At 74.3% G+C, this 16,437-nt stretch carries 19 protein-coding genes; 13 read left to right on the forward strand and 6 right to left on the reverse strand.

Annotated elements, in window-relative coordinates:
- Positions 1–127 precede the first annotated feature (127 nt).
- Both SM452_RS09920 and SM452_RS09925 read left to right on the forward strand, forming a co-directional pair.
- Positions 128–574 (forward strand): SRPBCC family protein, encoded by a 447-nt coding sequence (locus SM452_RS09920; RefSeq protein WP_355507717.1) that lies wholly within the window; start codon positions 128–130, stop codon positions 572–574.
- A 90-nt stretch (positions 575–664) separates the two neighbouring features.
- Entirely contained in the window at positions 665–1,432 is a 768-nt protein-coding gene (locus SM452_RS09925) for a polyprenol monophosphomannose synthase (RefSeq protein ID WP_194801004.1), read from the forward strand.
- A 392-nt stretch (positions 1,433–1,824) separates the two neighbouring features.
- On the opposite strand, the gene SM452_RS09930 is transcribed toward SM452_RS09925, so the two are convergent.
- A complete protein-coding gene (locus SM452_RS09930; protein WP_463839765.1) occupies positions 1,825–3,417 on the reverse strand; it encodes a phytoene desaturase family protein in 1,593 nt (530 codons plus the stop codon).
- A gap of 72 nt (positions 3,418–3,489) precedes the next feature.
- Here SM452_RS09930 and SM452_RS09935 point away from each other — a divergent pair, with 72 nt between their 5' ends.
- Complete coding sequence (locus SM452_RS09935; protein ID WP_463839766.1) at positions 3,490–4,923, forward strand: aldehyde dehydrogenase family protein; 1,434 nt, start codon at positions 3,490–3,492, stop codon at positions 4,921–4,923.
- A 60-nt stretch (positions 4,924–4,983) separates the two neighbouring features.
- Here the strand turns inward: SM452_RS09935 and SM452_RS09940 are convergent, their stop codons facing one another.
- Positions 4,984–5,388, reverse strand: coding sequence for a ChaB family protein (locus tag SM452_RS09940; RefSeq protein ID WP_262012323.1), 405 nt, complete (start codon positions 5,386–5,388; stop codon positions 4,984–4,986).
- Between the two features lie 138 nt (positions 5,389–5,526).
- On the opposite strand from SM452_RS09940, the gene SM452_RS09945 reads away from it, so the two are divergent.
- The 5 genes from SM452_RS09945 to SM452_RS09965 all read left to right on the forward strand — a co-directional run bounded on the left by SM452_RS09945 (position 5,527) and on the right by SM452_RS09965 (position 8,286).
- Complete coding sequence (locus SM452_RS09945; RefSeq protein WP_357208640.1) at positions 5,527–6,549, forward strand: YihY/virulence factor BrkB family protein; 1,023 nt, start codon at positions 5,527–5,529, stop codon at positions 6,547–6,549.
- A 57-nt stretch (positions 6,550–6,606) separates the two neighbouring features.
- Positions 6,607–7,023 (forward strand): DUF2795 domain-containing protein, encoded by a 417-nt coding sequence (locus SM452_RS09950; RefSeq protein ID WP_194800999.1) that lies wholly within the window; start codon positions 6,607–6,609, stop codon positions 7,021–7,023.
- 58 nt (positions 7,024–7,081) lie between these two features.
- Positions 7,082–7,543, forward strand: coding sequence for an SRPBCC family protein (locus tag SM452_RS09955; protein ID WP_013285389.1), 462 nt, complete (start codon positions 7,082–7,084; stop codon positions 7,541–7,543).
- 101 nt (positions 7,544–7,644) lie between these two features.
- Positions 7,645–7,908, forward strand: a complete 264-nt coding sequence (locus SM452_RS09960; protein WP_463839767.1) for a hypothetical protein — start codon at positions 7,645–7,647, stop codon at positions 7,906–7,908.
- Positions 7,909–8,073: 165 nt separating this feature from the next.
- Positions 8,074–8,286, forward strand: a complete 213-nt coding sequence (locus tag SM452_RS09965; RefSeq protein WP_018784964.1) for a hypothetical protein — start codon at positions 8,074–8,076, stop codon at positions 8,284–8,286.
- Position 8,287: 1 nt separating this feature from the next.
- On the opposite strand, the gene SM452_RS09970 is transcribed toward SM452_RS09965, so the two are convergent.
- On the reverse strand, positions 8,288–8,734 hold the full coding sequence (locus SM452_RS09970) for a hypothetical protein (protein WP_402808279.1): 447 nt from the start codon (positions 8,732–8,734) through the stop codon (positions 8,288–8,290).
- Positions 8,735–8,897: 163 nt separating this feature from the next.
- Here SM452_RS09970 and SM452_RS09975 point away from each other — a divergent pair, with 163 nt between their 5' ends.
- Positions 8,898–9,260 carry a DUF6401 family natural product biosynthesis protein gene (locus SM452_RS09975; RefSeq protein ID WP_262012319.1) on the forward strand — a complete coding sequence of 121 codons (363 nt, stop codon included), beginning with the start codon at positions 8,898–8,900 and terminating at the stop codon, positions 9,258–9,260.
- Positions 9,261–9,320: 60 nt separating this feature from the next.
- Here the strand turns inward: SM452_RS09975 and SM452_RS09980 are convergent, their stop codons facing one another.
- Entirely contained in the window at positions 9,321–10,181 is an 861-nt protein-coding gene (locus SM452_RS09980) for a mechanosensitive ion channel family protein (RefSeq protein ID WP_194800995.1), read from the reverse strand.
- 200 nt (positions 10,182–10,381) lie between these two features.
- Here SM452_RS09980 and SM452_RS09985 point away from each other — a divergent pair, with 200 nt between their 5' ends.
- The 3 genes from SM452_RS09985 (at position 10,382) to SM452_RS09995 (ending at position 14,614) form a co-directional block, all read left to right on the forward strand.
- The gene (locus tag SM452_RS09985; RefSeq protein WP_355507705.1) at positions 10,382–12,535 is read left to right on the forward strand and encodes an ATP-binding SpoIIE family protein phosphatase; all 2,154 of its coding nucleotides are present in this window, start codon (positions 10,382–10,384) and stop codon (positions 12,533–12,535) included.
- 9 nt (positions 12,536–12,544) lie between these two features.
- A complete protein-coding gene (locus SM452_RS09990) occupies positions 12,545–13,222 on the forward strand; it encodes an HAD family hydrolase (protein ID WP_262012316.1) in 678 nt (225 codons plus the stop codon).
- Between the two features lie 102 nt (positions 13,223–13,324).
- On the forward strand, positions 13,325–14,614 hold the full coding sequence (locus SM452_RS09995) for a cation:proton antiporter (protein ID WP_262012315.1): 1,290 nt from the start codon (positions 13,325–13,327) through the stop codon (positions 14,612–14,614).
- Positions 14,615–14,632: 18 nt separating this feature from the next.
- Here SM452_RS09995 and SM452_RS10000 read toward each other — a convergent pair whose 3' ends face one another.
- Positions 14,633–15,571 carry an NAD(P)/FAD-dependent oxidoreductase gene (locus tag SM452_RS10000; RefSeq protein ID WP_262012416.1) on the reverse strand — a complete coding sequence of 313 codons (939 nt, stop codon included), beginning with the start codon at positions 15,569–15,571 and terminating at the stop codon, positions 14,633–14,635.
- Between the two features lie 101 nt (positions 15,572–15,672).
- On the opposite strand from SM452_RS10000, the gene SM452_RS10005 reads away from it, so the two are divergent.
- Entirely contained in the window at positions 15,673–15,897 is a 225-nt protein-coding gene (locus SM452_RS10005) for a DUF3072 domain-containing protein (protein ID WP_135239321.1), read from the forward strand.
- Between the two features lie 2 nt (positions 15,898–15,899).
- Here SM452_RS10005 and SM452_RS10010 read toward each other — a convergent pair whose 3' ends face one another.
- Complete coding sequence (locus tag SM452_RS10010; protein ID WP_269696530.1) at positions 15,900–16,400, reverse strand: metallophosphoesterase family protein; 501 nt, start codon at positions 16,398–16,400, stop codon at positions 15,900–15,902.
- Between the last annotated feature and the right edge of the window lie 37 nt (positions 16,401–16,437).

Consider the following 16,437-nt stretch of genomic DNA (forward strand, 5'->3'; position numbering starts at 1 on the left):
CCCCGCCGGTGCCGCACAGCCGGGTGCACACCTGCCACGACCGGCCCGGTCCGGCGATACCCGCCGCCCCGGAGAAGCTAACCCGGATCGCCGTTAGCGACCGCCCGCGCGGGGGTACCGCTCGGTGATGGCGGTTGTGGAGAAGGTTGTCGACGCGCCCCCGGAGCAGGTCTTCGAGGTGCTCGCGGACGGGTGGACGTACAGCGACTGGGTGGTGGGCACCGCGCACGTGCGGGACGTGGACGACACGTGGCCGCGCGTCGGCAGCCGGCTGCATCACCGGGCCGGGCCGTGGCCGTTCTCGCTCCAGGACAAGTCGACGGTGCTGGAGTGCCAGGCGCCGCACCGCCTGGTCCTGCGCGCCGGGCTGTGGCCGGCCGGGGAGGCGGTCGTGGCGTTCGTGCTGGAGCCGCTCGACGACGGCAGGACCCGGGTGACGCTCGGCGAGGACTTCGCCGCCGGGCCGTTGCGGTGGATCCGGACCAAGCTCAACGACCTGGTGCTGCATCTTCGTAACCGGGAGACGCTTGCCCGGCTGTCCGACATCGCGACGCGGCAGAAGCCGGAGCGGTGATCGATCGCCGGCGGGGCGTCTGTGCGGCCGCCGTGCGAGGGACTGGCTACCCTCTCAGGTGAACCTGTCGGCTGACCGAGGATGTCCGTGATGATCGAACCCGTGCAGTTACCCTCCCCGTGGGGGGATGCGCGCCTGACCGTCGTCGTTCCGACCTACAACGAGGCGGGCAACCTCCCGGTGCTGGTCGAGCGCCTCCTCGCGCTGCCGCTGCCGGGGCTGAAGGTGCTGGTCGCCGACGACAACTCCCCGGACGGAACCGGCGAGGTCGCCGACAAGCTGGCCATCGAGCACCCGGACCGGGTGATGGTGGTGCACCGCCCGGGCAAGGAGGGCCTCGGCCGGGCGTACGTGGACGGCATCGGCCGGGCGCTCGACGACGGTGCGGACTTCGTCGCGCAGATGGACGCCGACCTGTCGCACCCGCCGGAGGCGCTGCCCGGCATGCTCGGCGCGCTGCTGTCCACCCAGGCTTCGGTGGTCATCGGCTCCCGTTACGTGCCCGGCGGTGAGCTGGACGAGAACTGGCCGCTGTACCGGCGCGCGCTCAGCGGCTGGGCGAACCTGTACGTGCACACGCTGCTGCGGGTCCGCATCCGCGACCTGACCGCCGGCTTCAAGATCTGGCGGGCGGACGCGCTGCGCGCGATCGGGCTGGACCGGGTCCAGTCGAACGGCTACAGCTTCCAGGTGGAGATGCACTATCTCGCCACCAAGCTGGGCCACACGATCCTCGAGGTGCCGATCCGCTTCGAGGAGCGCCGCGACGGCGACTCGAAGATGACCACCGCCACGAAGATCGAGAGCGCGCTGATGCCGTTCAAGCTACGCAGCCGGCACCGCAACCTCGACTCCTGACCCGCTCTCCCGCACCTCCACCGCGCCCTCACGCTGCGTTATTGTCACCGCGCGTGAGGGCGCGGTCGTCCGGCCACATTCCCTCGCCGGCCCCTTTGCTCTGCAGCCATCGGCGCAGCACCGCCCTGAGCAGGGGCGCCTTCCGGAGCACCGTTTCGCCGGGCGCCCGGCTGCGGACACGGTGCGTGACCGATGCGTATGCGGCTGCAGAGCAAAGGCGGCGGTGCGGTCACGCCTCGTCCCGGGAAGCCCGCAGATCTTGGTGGGAAACGGCCCCCATAGGGGCACTTTCTTACCAAGATCTACCGCGACTCCCAGGATGCGGGCTGCCGATCTCGTTTTCCGGGATCGCTCGGCCCGTGGGCGGGGCAGCCGGTGGGGGCGCGGGCGGGTCAGCGGTAGATGGTGCGGTGGGCGGCGGCGATCGTGCGGGCGTACACCTCGCCGGTGACCGCCCGGTCGCGTGCGAGCGCGGCGCGTGCCGCGTTCGCCCCCGGCGCGCCGTGCACGCCACCGCCCGGGTGGGCGGAGGCGCTGGCCAGGTAGAGCCGGTCCACCGGGGTGTCGGCGCGGCCCAGGCCGGGGATCGGCCGCAGGAACAACTGCTGGTACGCCGCGGCGGTGCCCCCGCCCAGCGCTCCCCCGACCAGGCTCGGCTCGGCGTCCTCCAGGTCGGCCGGGCCGGCCACGTGCCGCCCGACGATCGACGACCGGAACCCGGGTGCCGCCGCCTCCAGCACCTCCTCCATCCGCTCCACGTGCCCCGCCACCTCCTCGGCCCGCCAGTCGCGGCGGAACGGCAGGTGGGTGTAGGACCAGAGCGACTCGGTGCCGGGCGGTGAATGGCTCGGGTCGGCCACCGACATCTGCCCCACCAGCAGGAACGGATCCCGTGGCAGCTCGCCGCGGGCCAGCTCGGCCGCGTACGTGGTGAGCCCGTCGAGGTCGGCGCCCAGGTGCACGGTGCCGGCGCCGGCCAGGTCGCGGTTCTTCCACGGCACCGGCGCGGACAGCGCCCAGTCGACCTTGAGCGTGGAGCCGTCCCACCTGAAGTGCGCCAGGTCCTCCACCATCCGGGGCGGCAGCGCCGCCGCGCCGACCAGGTCGAGGAAGAGCGCCGGGGCGGGCACGTCGGCGAGCACCGCGCGCCGGGCCCGCCAGTCGGTGCCACCGGCGGTGCGGACGCCCATCGCCCGGCCCCGGGCGGTGAGCACCCGCTCGACCCGGGCGCCGTACGTGATCCGCCCGCCCCGCTCGACCAGCCGCGCGACGAGCGCGTCGGTGATCTTCTGGGCGCCGCCCACCGGTACCGGCCAGCCCACCTGCTGGCCGAGCATGGCGAGCAGCCAGCCGTACACCCCGGAGCCGGCGTCCTCCGGGGACAGGTCGGTGTGCAGGGCGCAGCCGGCCAGCAGCACCGTGCCGCCCTCGCCCTCGAACAGTTCCGCGCCGAGCTTGCGGACCGGCAGCACGAGGCGGCGGGCCAGGCGGAGCGCGCCGCCGACCCGGAGTTGCCGCAGCAGGCCCAGCCCGCCGCGTACCGGCGGGAACGGGGTGGTGATGGTCTGCAGCATCGGCTCGGCCACCTGGCACCAGTCGGCGTACGCGTGCCGCCAGCGCTCCCCGTCGCCGGGGGCGAACGCCTCCAGCGAGGCGGCGGTGGTGTCCAGGTCGCGGTTGACCACTGCGGCGCGGCCGTCCGGGAGCAGGTGCGCCAGCACGTCCGGCGCGTGCGTCCAGGACAGGCCGTGCCGTTCCAGGTCCAGCCCGTCGAGCACCGGGGAGGCGTAGCCGAGCGGGTAGAAGGAGCTGTAGAGGTCGCTGAGGTAACCGGGCGCGGTCACGTACGCGGAGCGCACGGCTCCGCCGGGCGCCTCGGTGGCCTCCAGGACCTCGACGTCCCAGCCGGCGTCCACCAGCAGGTTCGCGGCCACCAGCCCGTTGTGCCCGGCCCCGATGACGACGGCGTCTGCGGTGGAGGTCATCGGATCCGGCTACCCGGCCGGTCACCGGGCGAAACGCGTTTGTCCCGCCCACGCCGGGGCAAGCACGGCCGCATGTACACGGTTGCGCAGCTCATTGGTGGGGTGTGGGGCGCCGGCGGCGAGGGCGGCGAGCTGGTCGTCCACGATCCGGCGGACGGGTCGCCGGTGACGCGGACGCCCGTCGCGACGGCCGACGAGGTGGCCAAGGCGGTGGAGGCGGCCCGGGGCGTGGCGGCGGAGTGGGCCGCGACCGCACCGGCGGAACGGGCCGCGGCGCTGCACCGGGCGGCGGACGCGGTCGAGGCGGCGGCAGACGAGCTGGCCGAGGCGACCACGGCGGAGATGGGCAAGCCGCTCGACGACGCGCGGGGCGGGGTGGCGGCGGGCGTCGGCACCCTCCGACAGTACGCCGAACTGGCCCCCGTCCGGGGCGGCCGGACGCTGCGCGGCGCGCACGACGCGCTGGACTTCATGGCCCCCGAGCCACGCGGCGTCGTCGCCGCGATCACCCCGTGGAACGACCCGGTGGCGGTGTCCTGCGGCCTGCTCGGCGCCGCGCTGGTCACCGGCAACGTGGTGGTCTACAAGCCGAGCGAGCGGACCCCCGCCACCGGCTGGCTGCTGGCCCGCGCGCTGGACTCGGCGCTGCCGGCCGGGGTGCTGTCGCTTCTCACCGGCGGTGGCGAGGTGGGCGCCGCGCTGGCCGGGCACGAACTGGACGTGATCGCCCACGTCGGCTCCACTGCCACCGGCCGGGCGATCGCCGCCGCGGGCGCGCGTACCGGGGCGAAGGTGCTGCTGGAGAACGGTGGCAGCGACCCGCTCGTGGTGGACGCGGACGTCGACCCGGTCTGGGCGGCCGACCAGGCGGCGCTCGGGTGCTTCGCCAACGCCGGTCAGATCTGCGTGGCGGTGGAACGGATCTACGCGCACCGCGACGTCGCCGAAGGCTTCCTGGACGCGCTCGTGGCGCGCGCCGAGGCGCTCACCGTGGGCCCCGGCCGTGACCCGGGCACGCAGCTCGCGCCGCTGGTGGACCGGCGGCACCGGGACCACGTGCACGGGCAGGTCACCGCCGCGCTCGCCGACGGCGCCCGGGTACGCGCCGGCGGGGTGCTGCCGGACGGGCCGGGCGCGTTCTACCCGGCGACGGTGATCGAGGGCTGCCGGCACGACATGGCGCTGGTTCGCGAGGAGACGTTCGGGCCGGTCGCCCCGGTGGTGGTGGTCGACTCGTTCAGCGAGGGACTGCGCTGCGCGGCCGACTCCCCGTACGGCCTGGCCGCCACCGTGCTGACCGGCTCGATGAGCCACGCCCAGCGCGCCTGGCGGGAACTGCCGGTCGGCACCGTGAAGATCAATTCGGTGTTCGGCGGGGCGCCCGGCGGCGCGGCCCAGCCGCGCCGGGGCAGCGGTCAGGGCTTCGGGTACGGCCCGGAACTGCTGGACGAGTTCAGCACCGTGAAGGCGGTGCACCTGGAGGCGCCGGGCGGCGGCCACTGGTGAGACGGCACGACACGAGCCCGGGACCGAGGCGGTCCCGGGCTCGACGCGTACCCCCAGGGGTCAGCGACCCCCGCGGGCCTTGCGGGTCGCGTTGTTGTTCGCCTTCTCGATCGCCTCGACCAGTTCCGGCTTGGTCATCCGGGACCGGCCGCGCACGTCCAGTTTCTTCGCCACCTCCATGAGGTGATCCTTGCTGGCGTTGGCGTCCACCCCACCGGCCGTCGGCGCGCGCCGCGCCGGGCCGCCGCCTTCGGCCTGCTTGTCGCTGGGCCCCTTGCGGCCCTTGGGCTCCCAGTGGTCGCCCACCTTCTCGAACTCGTGCTTGACCGCGGCGAAGGCGGTGCGGTGCGCCCGCTCCCCCTCGCCGTACGTCTCGACTGCCGAGTCGTGCGTCTTCTCCCAGGTCCGCTGCGCCTTCGCCGGCGAGCGCCGCAGCGTGCTGGGCAGTACCTCGCGCCCGGGCATCTCGTCCTCCTGGAGTCTCGATCGGCTGTCTGGTGTGGTTCCCGCCCGCCCGGCGGGCAAACCGGCACCCGGTTTGTCGATTTCCCGCCGGGGGTACCGCCCGGCCACGCCCGACGGCGGGGCCTGGAGGAGGCGGACATGACCGTGACGACACCACAGACGGTCGGCGGCCGGACACGGTCCCGCTTCCCCCGCCGGATCCGCCAGCTCAACTGGCGCACCTGGCGCGGTGTGCTGGTGCGCAGCGGCAAGGGTTTCGTCACCGACAACTGCGCCGACTGGGCCGCGGCGCTCACCTACTACGGCGTGCTGGCCCTGTTCCCGTCCACGATCGTGGTGGTGGCTCTGGTCGGCCTGGTCTCCGACGGCCCGCGCACCGTCGACACCGTGATCGACCTGGCCCGGGAGATCGGCGCCGGCTCGGTGGTCGGCAACGACGCGTTCGTGGGTGTGGTGCGCAACGTGGTCGAGCAGCAGGGCTCGGCGAAGGTGCTGCTCAGCTTCGGTCTGCTCGGCGCGCTCTGGTCCGCGTCCGGGTTCATCGGCGCGTTCACCCGCGCCTCCAACGCGATCTACGGGGTGCGGGAGGGCCGGCCGTTCTACCGGCTGCGCCCGTTGCAGATCGGCATGGCCGCGGTGACGATCGTGCTGCTCGCGGTGGTGGCCACCGGGCTGATCGTCAGCGGCCCGGTCACCGACGCGGTGGGTGACCTGCTGCACGCCGGGGCGGTGGCCCGCACCACCTGGTCGGTGGCGAAGTGGCCGCTGCTCGCCGTGGTCGCGATGACGCTGCTGTCGCTGCTGTTCTGGATCGCGCCGAACGTCCGCCAGCCGCGGTTCCGCTGGCTCACCCCGGGCGGCGCCCTGGCACTCGTGGCCTGGGTGCTCGCGTCCTTCGGCTTCGGCCTGTACGTGGCGAACTTCGGCTCGTACGACGTCACGTACGGCAGTCTCGGCGCGGTCATCGCGTTCCTGGTGTGGCTCTACCTGTCCAACTGCGCGTTGATGCTCGGCGTTCAGGTGAACGCCGAGCTGCAACGCGGGCGGGCGATGCAGGCCGGGGTCGAGGAGCCGGACGACCCGGTGCTGCCGCCCCGTGCCCCGGCCGAGGACGAGAAGACGGACGGGGAGAAGACGGCCGACCGGTTGCCGCCCGGATGACCGGCTCTCCCGGGCGGCGCCGGTTTACCGGCGGTCCCCCGGGGCATCTCCCAAGGCATGGAACGTGGCAGCAGCAAGCACTCGCCCAGGGTCGACGACCAGATGAGCAGCGAGGTCAGCGGTCTCGTCCAGAGCGCCGGCACCGGCGGTTCGCGGGCCGAGGAGTTCCGGATCCCGGAGCCGGCCGGCGAGGACCAGCCGGAGGCCACCACGGCGCCGGCCGGGGAGCTGCGCAGCGGCACGCCGCAGGGCATGAGCTCCGAGGACGTCGAGGCGCGCAGCCGTCTGGGGCGGTTCATCACGATGACCGCCCTGCCCGGTGACCGGGAGGCGCTGCTGGCGAACGCGCGGGAGAACGAGGCGCCGACGGACATCGTCGCCGCCCTGGAGACCCTGCCCGCGGGCGCCCACTACCAGACGATCTCCGAGGTGTGGGCCGCACTCGGGCACAGGAACGAGACGACGCGCTGGTGAGCGGGCCGGCCCACGGCCCGTACGAGACACACACCGGCGGAACAGGAGGAACCCCGACATGAGTGGCGTTACCGAGCACGTGGACGTGGACGTCCCGATCCGGACCGCGTACGACCAGTGGACCCAGTTCGAGGAGTTCCCGCACTTCATGGACGGCGTGCAGGAGGTGCGGCAGCTCTCCGACACGATGACCCACTGGACCGTCGAGATCGCGGGCGTGAAGCGCGAGTTCGACGCCGAGATCACCGAGCAGCTGCCGGACGAGCGGGTGGCCTGGCGCTCCACCGGGGGCACCCAGCAGGCGGGCGTGGTGACCTTCCACCGGCTCGACGAGGGGCACACCCGGGTCACGCTGCAGATGGAGTTCGAGCCGCACGGCGTGGTCGAGCAGGCCGGCGACAAGCTGGGCGTGGTCGACCGGCGCGCCAAGGGCGACCTGGAGCGGTTCAAGCAGTTCATCGAGCGGCGCGGTCAGGAGACCGGCGCCTGGCGCGGCGCCGTCGACCGCCCCACCCCCTGAGCCACCTCCCCCGTACCCGAGTCTGGATGGCCGCCGGCGGTGCCGGCGGCCATCGCCGTGTCCGGCCGTTTGCGATCATCCGGTCCGGGTACCGCAGGGGAATGACCGACAACGACCGCCGCGTGTGGCGCGACGAGGACCGCACTCCCCTGCACGAGCTGGACCAGGCCATCGCCCGGTCGGCCACGGACGGCCAGGGCGACGACGTCACCGCCAACGACGCCGGCGAGGAGGCCGCGTTCGGCCACGGCCCGGAGGCGGTGGACCGGGGCGCCGGCCCGGAGGCCGAGCGGCGTGAGATGACCGATGCGGACCGGGCCTACCGGCCGTCGACGATCGGGCGGACCGGCCCGGACGGCGGGTGATCCCGGGCGGCTGCGGACACCCCGTGCCGGTGCCCGCGGCCGCCGGATTCATGCTCGGCCGAAACGACAAAAAGTGCGGTACGGACGGCCGGGAAAACGGACAGCCCATCTAGAATCGGCCGAACGGCTGACGGCACTCCCCCTGATGCGCGCAAGACTTTCGGGATGCAACAGGGCTCCGGTTTCCTCTCCAACCGTCAGCGCAAGCTCGCGTGGCTGGGCTTCCTGCTCGCCGCGATCCAGGCTCCGGTCTCCGCCCGGTTCACCGAGGACAGCTCCTGGCTGTTCAGCCTGGTGGTGGCGCTGATGGTCGCGACCGTGATCATCGCCGACGACGGCGCCCGTCGCCGCCCGGCCGAAGCACGCTCCTCCGACTGAGTCAGCACGTGCCGGGGCGCGCCTCGTGCCCCGGCATCCCCCGGCTGCGGCGGCGCTCCTTCATCTCCGCCTCGTAGAGGTGCCGCCGGCCCTCGACCAGCTCGTCGCGGGCCTGCCGGTCCAGCTCCCGGAAGAGCGCGTAGTAGCCGTCGTCGAAGTCCTCGACGATCTGGAACGTCCACCGCCCGGCGATGACGTTGCGGCCGAGCAGTTCCCTGTCGATCCGCTCGGCGAGCGCCGGGTGACCGGCGGCGCGGAACATGTCCACCGCGTCGTCGAGCATCAGGTCGGCGTGCCCGATGAGCTGGTGCAGCTCGTACAGGTGGCCGCGGGCCCGCTCGACGCACTCCAGGGCCTCGCTGAGCTTGCCCAGCGCCTCGACCGTGGCGTCACTCACTCCTTCCGGGCGCCGGTGTGCCCGGTCCGGTCCGTCGGCCCGCTGTCCCATCGTGTCCCTCCGTGACCCCGATCGTGTGCTCTGCGTAGCGGACTTCTGCCCCCGCACGGGCGACTCAATCCCGCCGGACGACACGACGGCTCCCCCGGACGACCCGGGCATCCCCCGCTCGGCCGAGGCCGGCCCCCGGCGGGCGGCGTTAGCCTCGGACACCATGCGCGTGCCGAACAACCGGGTCGCGACCCGCCGCTCCGCGGCCGTGGCCGCGCGGACGACCCTCACCTCGCTGATCGCCGCCGTCGGCACCGCCGGCCTCGCCGCGGCCCACGCGAACCCCGGGCTGCTCGCCGAGGTCGACCAGCACGCCGCCGGGGTACGCGACACCCTCGACGGCGACCGCCGCCCGCTCACCGTGGCGGCGCTCGCCGGGTACGCCGAGGGGCTGCGCGACGCGGCGGCCGAGCACGGCTGGACGCCGCCGGCCGAGCCGGACTGGTCCGCGCCCGACTGGACGCTCACCCGCCTGCTCGCGGTGTGCCTGCTGACCCGTGGACTGGACCCGCGCCACCTCGCCTGACCCGGACACGGCTACGGGGTGCCCGCGATCACCCCGCGGACACCCCGTCACCCGTTGCCGTCAGCCGTTCGGCCGGCGGAACTGCTGTGTCTCGTCGCCCATCTCGCCGGAGCGGTACGTGCCCGCGCCCGACATGGACGACTGCGGCGCCGCCGGTGCCGGTTGCCCGCCCCGGTCGGCCATCCGCCGCTCGTAGTCGCCGCGGCCGGCCTGCTGCGCCTGCCGCTGCTGCCGGATCGCCCGGGACTCCTCGGCGGCCCGGTGCAGCCAGCCGTCCCAGCGGTCCTGCATCGGCTTGACCAGACCACCACCGACACCGACGATCAGGATGCCGGCCACTGTGGCGAGGAACGCCACGAGCACCGGCGTGGTCACCGTGGTGGCGATGCCCACCTGGTTCAGCGCGGCGATGATGCCGAGCGCCAGGATGAAGATCGCCGTCACGTCGGCCAGCACCCGGCCGTACGAGAGCCCGCCGAGCGCACCCGAGACCAGGTCCCGGACGGCGTTGGCGATGGCGGCGGCGATCACCACGATCACGATCGCCACGAAGGCCCGCGGCAGCCAGGACACCACCCCACGGATCAGGTCGCTGATCGCGTTCGGTCCCCACACCCCGAAGGCGAACTGCAGGGTGAACAGCAGGACCGCGTAGTAGGCCAGTTTGGCCAGGATGTCGCTGGCGTCGTACTTGGTGCGTTCCAGGGCCCGTTTGACGCCGCCGCGTTCGACGGCGCGGTCGAAGCCCACCCGTTCCAGTGCCGCGTCCACGATTTTGAGGACGGCTCGGGCGATGAGCCAACCCACGACGAGGATCGCGATGAACGCGATCGCCCGCGGTACGAAGAGCAGCACCGACCTCCAGAAGTCGGTCCAGGCCGCACTGATGTCGACCTGTCCGACCGCGAGGGTTTTCGGCATGATGTCCCTCCTGTCGCGTGAACTGCGCCGCCCGCATACCCGGTGACCTGGGCAGCACGCCGGGCCGGACCGGGCCAATTTCCCGACATGACCCGCCGAACCGGCCGTGACCTGCCCGAACATCCGCGCCTGGCGGCACCCGTATCCGCCACGGACGCATGATCGGAACCGCCCGGCCACGCTCCGGTTAGGCTGCGGTCATGCCAGGCACCGTCGGTCGGGTTCCCACGCCGTCCGCTCCCGCACCGGGAGCGCCCACCGATCCCGTCGTCGGCGGGCAGGCGGCCGGGACCGCCCACCCGTGGGCCGGTACGCCGCTTGGTGCCCCGCACACCTGGGACCCCGCGGTCCGCGCCGTCGCGGACGTGGTGCTCGCCTCCCCGGTGCCGATGGCCCTGCTCCTCGGCGACGACCTGGTGGTCTTCTACAACGACGGGTACGCCGAGCTGATCGGCGACCGGCACCCGGAGGCGCTGGGGCGGCCGGCGGCCGAGGCGTTCGCCGAGGTGTGGCGCGACCCGGGTGCCGGCGAGGTGCTGGAGCGGGTCTACCGGCACGGTGAGCCGTTCCTGCAGCGGGAGGCGGTGCTGCCGGCCGACCGGCAGGGCCCGGCCGAGCCGGCCGTGTTCACCAGGGGCCACGGCCCGGTCCGTGACTCGGCCGGCCGCATCGTCGGCGTACTCACCGTCTCGGCGCAGACCACCCAGCTGACCCAGCAGTTGCAGAGCCTGAGCGACTTCGCGGCGGCGCTGGCCGGCACGCTCACGCTCGACGACGTCGCGCGGGTGGCGCTGCGCTACTGCCTGCACTCCTTCGACGCCGACCGGGTGTCGTTCGCGGTGGACGAGGGCAACGCGTGGCGGCTGGTCCGCCGCATCCGCGGTGAGCTGCTCGACGAGGCCGACGAGCGGCTGCCCCCGCTGTGGCGGCGGATGTCCGCCGAGTCGGCGCTGCCCGCGGTGGTGACCGCGCGAAGCGGGGTCGCCTCGTTCACCGCCGACGGGCAGCCGCTGCGCGGCGTCGCGGCGGACCGGCACGACGAGAAGATCCGGGCGCTGGCGGCGCTGCCGCTGCGGACGACTGTGGTGCGGGGCTCGCTGACAGTGGGCTACCGGACGCCGCGGCCCTGGTCGCCGGCGGAACGGGCGCTGCTGGCCGCGTCCGCCGAGCTTGTCGGCCAGGCCGCCGAGCGGGCCCGCCGCTTCGAGACCCAGCACGGCACCGCCCAGATGTTGCAGCGCAGCATGCTGCCGGAGCGGCTGCCGGACCTGCCCCGGCTGCGCATCGCCGCGCGCTACGACCCGGGCGTGGACGGCAACGCCGCGGGCGGCGACTTCTACGACGCGTTCCTGCTGCCCACCGGCGCGCTCGGTGTGGTGCTGGGCGACGTGGCCGGGCACGACGTGCAGGCCGCCGCCCGGATGGGCCAGGTACGCGCCGCGCTGCGCGCGCTCGCCCTGGTCGACTCCCGGCCGGACGCGGTGCTCGACGGGCTGGACCGGCTGGTCGCCAGCCTCGGCGTCGAGGGCGGCACCCAGGAGCTGTTCGTGACAGTGGTCTTCGGCGTGGTCGAGGCGGACCGGGAACTGGTCACGCTGGCCAGCGCCGGTCATCCCGCGCCGCTGATCCGGCGCGCCGGACCCGGCGCGGCGGTGGCCGAGTTCGTCGACGTGCCGCCCGCTCCTCCGCTGGGTCTGGGTGGGCGGGCGCGTACCACCACCGTGCCGTTCCGGCCCGGCGACACGCTGCTGCTCTACAGCGACGGCGTGGTGGAGCGGCGCTGGCAGGACCTGGCCGCCGGGATGGCCGGGCTGGGCGCGGCGGTGACCGGGGCGGCCGGCGGCGATCCGCGCGCGCTGTGCGCGGTGGCGACCGCGTCGGTGCCGGGCGCCACCGAGGACGACGTGGCGGTGCTCGCCGTCGAGTACGCGGTGCGCCCCAGCCGGTCGGCGAGCATGGAGGTGCCGGCCGAGCCGACCGCGCCGAGCCGGGTCCGGCACTGGATGACCGCGCAGCTCGGCGAGTGGCGGGTGCCGGAGGCGGTGATCGGCGCGGCGGTGCTGTGCACCAGCGAGCTGACCACGAACGCGCTGCTGCACGCCGGCACCGCCGCCCGGGTCGAGGTCGACCTGTCCGCGGAGCGGCTGCTGGTGTCGGTGGCCGACTCGGGCACCCGGGGTCAGGTCACCCGGGCGCAGACCGACACGCTCAGCAGCCGGGGCCGCGGGCTCGGCCTGATCGAGGAGCTGAGCGACGCGTGGGGCACCGACCCGACCGTACGCGGATCGACTGTGTGGTTCGAGATCCTCATTCCGGCGGGTGAGCCGCGCGTCGGCGACGCCCCGGCCGGGTAGGAGCCGGACATGGCCGACGACAAGCGACGCGGTGTCCTGTTCGACGTGGACGGCACCCTGGTCGACACGACGTACCTGCACACGGTGAGCTGGTGGGAGGCGCTGCGCCAGGCCGACCACCGGGTGCCGATGGCGCGGATCCACAGGTCCATCGGCATGGGCTCGGACAAGCTCCTCGACCACCTGCTCGGCGCGGAGCGGGACCGGGACGCCGACGGCCGGCTGCGCGACGCGCACGACGCGCTGTACGCGGAGTACTGGGAGCGGCTGGCGCCGCTGCCCGGGGCGCGGGAACTGCTGCGCGCCTGCGCGGAGCGCGGGCTGCGGGTGGTGCTGGCGACCTCGGCCGCCGAGCACGAGGTGACGGCGCTGCGGGCCGCGCTGGACGCGGACGACGTGATCGACTCGGTCACCTCGTCGGCCGACGCGCAGGAGAGCAAGCCGGCGCCGGACATCCTGGTCGCCGCGCTGGACCAGTCGGGGCTGGCCGCCGAGCGGGTGGTGTTCGTCGGCGACTCGGTCTGGGACGTGGCCGCCGCCGGCAAGCTGGACATCCCCTGCATCGGGCTGACCTGCGGTGGCACCGGCCGGGCGGAGCTGGCCGGCGCGGGCGCGGTGGCGGTCTACGACGACCCGGCGGCGCTGCTGGACGCCCTGCCGGACAGCGCCATCGCCACGCTCGGCTGACCGGCCCGTCCGATCGACGGGCACGCGCACGCTTAACCGGGCCCGCTTCGGGGCACTGCTGGACTCCGCCGCCCGGTCCACGGGCGACCGAAGGGTGGTGTCGTGGAACCGGTCGATGTCGCGTTCGCTCTGCTGGGCGTCGGTGCGCTGCTGGCCGGGGTGCTGCCCCGGATCCTGGAACGACGGCCGCTGTCGATGCCGATCGCGTTCCTCGGGCTCGGCATGCTCGTGTTCGTACTGCCCACCGGTCTGCCCACACCTGACCCGCTGCGCTGGCCGGAACTGACCACCCACCTCACCGAGGTCGGGGTGATCGTCGCGCTGATGGGCGCCGGCCTGAAGATCGACCGCCCGTTGAGCTGGGCCCGCTGGTCGTCGACGTGGCGGCTACTGGCGATCGCCATGCCGCTGTGCATCGCCGCGGTGGCGCTGCTCGGCTGGTGGTGGGCCGGTCTGGTGCCGGCCGCGGCGCTGCTGCTCGGCGCGGCGCTCGCGCCCACCGACCCGGTGCTCGCCTCCGACGTGCAGGTGGGCGAACCGACCGATGTGGAGGACTCGGAGGACGAGGTGCGCTTCGCGCTCACCTCGGAGGCGGGCCTGAACGACGGGCTCGCCTTCCCGTTCGTGTACGCGGCCATCGCGATCGCCACCACCGGGCTCGCGCCGTCCGGCTGGCTCGCCGAGTGGTTCGCCGTGGACGTGCTCTACAAGCTCGCCGCCGGGGTCGGTGGCGGGCTGCTCGTCGGCTGGCTGCTCGGCAAGCTGTTCTTCCGCGCCCCGAGCAAGCTGCGGCTGGCCAAGCACTCCGAGGGCTTCCTCGCGCTGGCCGCGACGTTCCTCGCGTACGGGCTGGTCGAGGTGATCGGCGGGTACGGCTTCCTGGCCGTGTTCGTGGCCGCCCGCGCGATCCGGGCCGCCGAGCGTACGCACGAGTTCCACTCCGTGCTGCACGACTTCGCCGAGCAGGTGGAGCGGCTGCTCACGGTGCTGTTGCTGCTGCTGTTCGGCGGCGCGGTGATCGGCGGGCTGCTCGCGCCGCTGACCTGGCCGGCGGCACTGGCCGGGCTGGCCCTGGTGCTGGTGATCCGGCCGCTGGCCGGGTGGCTGTCGCTGCGCGGTGCGCCGGGCAGACCGGCCGAGCACTGGGTGATCTCGCTGTTCGGCATCCGCGGCGTCGGCTCGTTCTACTACCTGGCGTACGCCACCAGCAAGACCGACTTCCCGCAGGCGGATCTGGTCTGGGCCACTGTCGGTCTCGTGGTGGTGGTGTCGGTGGTGGCGCACGGGATCGCCGCGACACCGGTCATGCAGTTGCTGGACCGGGAGGGCGAACGCACCGGCGAGGACACGCGGGCCGGGTCGGCGGCGCAACCGGTGGGGGCCACCGGCTGACCGGCCTTGGCCGGGTTCTCAGCCCAGCCGGGCGGCGAGCGCGCGGCCCAGGTCCCGGCCGGAGCGCCAGGCGGTCTGCACGCGCGGGCGGCCGAACGCGTCACCGGCCAGGCCGATGCCGTCGTCGTCCAGGTGGAACGTGGCGCTCCCGGCGTGCGCGGCCGGGGACGCGTACGTCCAGCGGTGCACGTGGCCCGACACCGCCGGCTCGGGGAGTCCGAGCAGGTCGCGGACCGCCTGCTCGATGGCCGGGCGGGCGGCGGTGGGCTGGAGCAGGTGCCCGGCGGCGAACCCGGCGGTGGTGTGCGCGACGAGCACCGGCGCGCCGTCGCCGCGCCGGTCGCCGTCGTCGCAGACCAGGCTGAGCACGGGGTGGTCGTTGACGAACGCGCCACGGAAGTCCGCCCAGCGGCGGGCCGGGAAGTGCAGCACCCCGGTCAGCGCCGACGACCAGCGCTGCGCGGCGACCGCCCGGGTCGCCTCGGCCAGCGCCGGGTCCAGCAGCAGCGCGGCCTGCGGGCCGGGCATGGCGAGCACGACGGCCTCGGCAGCGGTACCGTCCACCCGGGGGCCGGGATCGACTGTCATCACCAGCCGGTCGTGCGTCACCGGCAGGTCGGCGGCGAGGTGTTCGACGAGCGAGCGCAGTCCGCGCGGCGCGGCCCAGCGCATCGGGCCGGTGACCGGCTCGCGTCCGCGCGGCCCGTACGCGACGAGCGTGTCGGTCCACTCCCGCGCCAGCCCGGCGTCCCGCCACCGGTCCACCACGGCGGCGAAGTCCGCGTCGTCCACGGTGAAGTACGCGGCGCCCAGGTCGGCCGGGCGGCCGTCGAAGCGCTTGCTGGCCATCCGACCGCCGGTGACCCGGGCCCGTTCGCGTACCCGCACCGGGATGCCGGCCCGCGCCAACTCGGTCGCGCACGCCACCCCGGCGATGCCCGCGCCGACCACCACCACGCCCGCCCGCTCCGCCGTCACCAGGTGATCGTAGGCGGCGGGCGGCATGAACCCGCCGGGCCGGGGGTAGTGGTACACCTGTTCGAGGAGAGGTGATCAGCATGGCCGAGCGCGCCAACACCAGCGGCAGGAACGTGAATCCGGACGCCGCCGTCAAGGACCCGGATGACTGGGTCACCGGCGACGAGCCGCCCACCGCCGCCCAGGAGTCGTACCTGCACACCCTGGCCCAGGAGGCGGGCGAGCCGGTGCCGGAGGGCCTGACCAAGGCCGAGGCGTCCCGGCGGATCGACGAGCTCCAGGCGGAGACCGGCCGGGGCCGCTGAGGTCAGCGCGGGGGCAGGCGGTGCAGTTCGACCCGGTCGAGCCGCCCCGCCGCCACCCGCGCGGTCAGGTAGGTGGCGTACGGCTGCGCCCGCCGGTCGGTGGGTGAGCCGGGGTTGAGCAGGCGCAGGCCGCCCGGGGCGACGCTGTCCCAGGGGATGTGCGAGTGTCCGAAGACGAGCAGGTCGCAGTCGCCGTACGCGGCGGCGCAGCGCTCCTCGCGGCGGGTCTTCGGGCCGGTCTCGTGCACCACGGCGACGCGCAGGCCGTCCAGCTCGACGCGGGCCACCTCGGGCAGCCGGGCGCGCAACTCCGGCCCGTCGTTGTTGCCGTACACGCCGACCAGCCGGCGCGACCGCTTCTCCAGCGCGTCCAGCAGCGCCACGTCCACCCAGTCCCCGGCGTGCACCACGACATCCGCGGCCTCGACGGCCCCCCACAGCGCCCCCGGAAGATCCCGCGCCCGCTTGGGCACATGCGTGTCAGCCATCACGACCAGTTCCACCCCCTCATCCTCCCCCACCCCCGGTTCCCCGGGTCGA

Source organism: Micromonospora sp. SYSU B005 (genome assembly GCF_055362685.1).

Excerpts from the sequence above, each read along its gene's own strand:
- SM452_RS09950 (WP_194800999.1), top strand. The coding sequence starts at position 6,607 with ATGGAACGTGGCAGCAGCAAGCACTCGCCCAGGGTCGACGACCAGATG.
- SM452_RS10005 (WP_135239321.1), top strand. The coding sequence starts at position 15,673 with ATGGCCGAGCGCGCCAACACCAGCGGCAGGAACGTGAATCCGGACGCC.
- SM452_RS09960 (WP_463839767.1), top strand. The coding sequence starts at position 7,645 with ATGACCGACAACGACCGCCGCGTGTGGCGCGACGAGGACCGCACTCCC.
- SM452_RS09955 (WP_013285389.1), top strand. The coding sequence starts at position 7,082 with ATGAGTGGCGTTACCGAGCACGTGGACGTGGACGTCCCGATCCGGACC.
- SM452_RS09980 (WP_194800995.1), bottom strand. The coding sequence starts at position 10,181 with ATGCCGAAAACCCTCGCGGTCGGACAGGTCGACATCAGTGCGGCCTGG.
- SM452_RS09920 (WP_355507717.1), top strand. The coding sequence starts at position 128 with ATGGCGGTTGTGGAGAAGGTTGTCGACGCGCCCCCGGAGCAGGTCTTC.
- SM452_RS09945 (WP_357208640.1), top strand. The coding sequence starts at position 5,527 with ATGACCGTGACGACACCACAGACGGTCGGCGGCCGGACACGGTCCCGC.
- SM452_RS09990 (WP_262012316.1), top strand. The coding sequence starts at position 12,545 with ATGGCCGACGACAAGCGACGCGGTGTCCTGTTCGACGTGGACGGCACC.
- SM452_RS09940 (WP_262012323.1), bottom strand. The coding sequence starts at position 5,388 with ATGCCCGGGCGCGAGGTACTGCCCAGCACGCTGCGGCGCTCGCCGGCG.
- SM452_RS09970 (WP_402808279.1), bottom strand. The coding sequence starts at position 8,734 with ATGGGACAGCGGGCCGACGGACCGGACCGGGCACACCGGCGCCCGGAA.
- SM452_RS09965 (WP_018784964.1), top strand. The coding sequence starts at position 8,074 with ATGCAACAGGGCTCCGGTTTCCTCTCCAACCGTCAGCGCAAGCTCGCG.
- SM452_RS09925 (WP_194801004.1), top strand. The coding sequence starts at position 665 with ATGATCGAACCCGTGCAGTTACCCTCCCCGTGGGGGGATGCGCGCCTG.
- SM452_RS09930 (WP_463839765.1), bottom strand. The coding sequence starts at position 3,417 with ATGACCTCCACCGCAGACGCCGTCGTCATCGGGGCCGGGCACAACGGG.
- SM452_RS09935 (WP_463839766.1), top strand. The coding sequence starts at position 3,490 with ATGTACACGGTTGCGCAGCTCATTGGTGGGGTGTGGGGCGCCGGCGGC.
- SM452_RS09985 (WP_355507705.1), top strand. The coding sequence starts at position 10,382 with ATGCCAGGCACCGTCGGTCGGGTTCCCACGCCGTCCGCTCCCGCACCG.
- SM452_RS09975 (WP_262012319.1), top strand. The coding sequence starts at position 8,898 with ATGCGCGTGCCGAACAACCGGGTCGCGACCCGCCGCTCCGCGGCCGTG.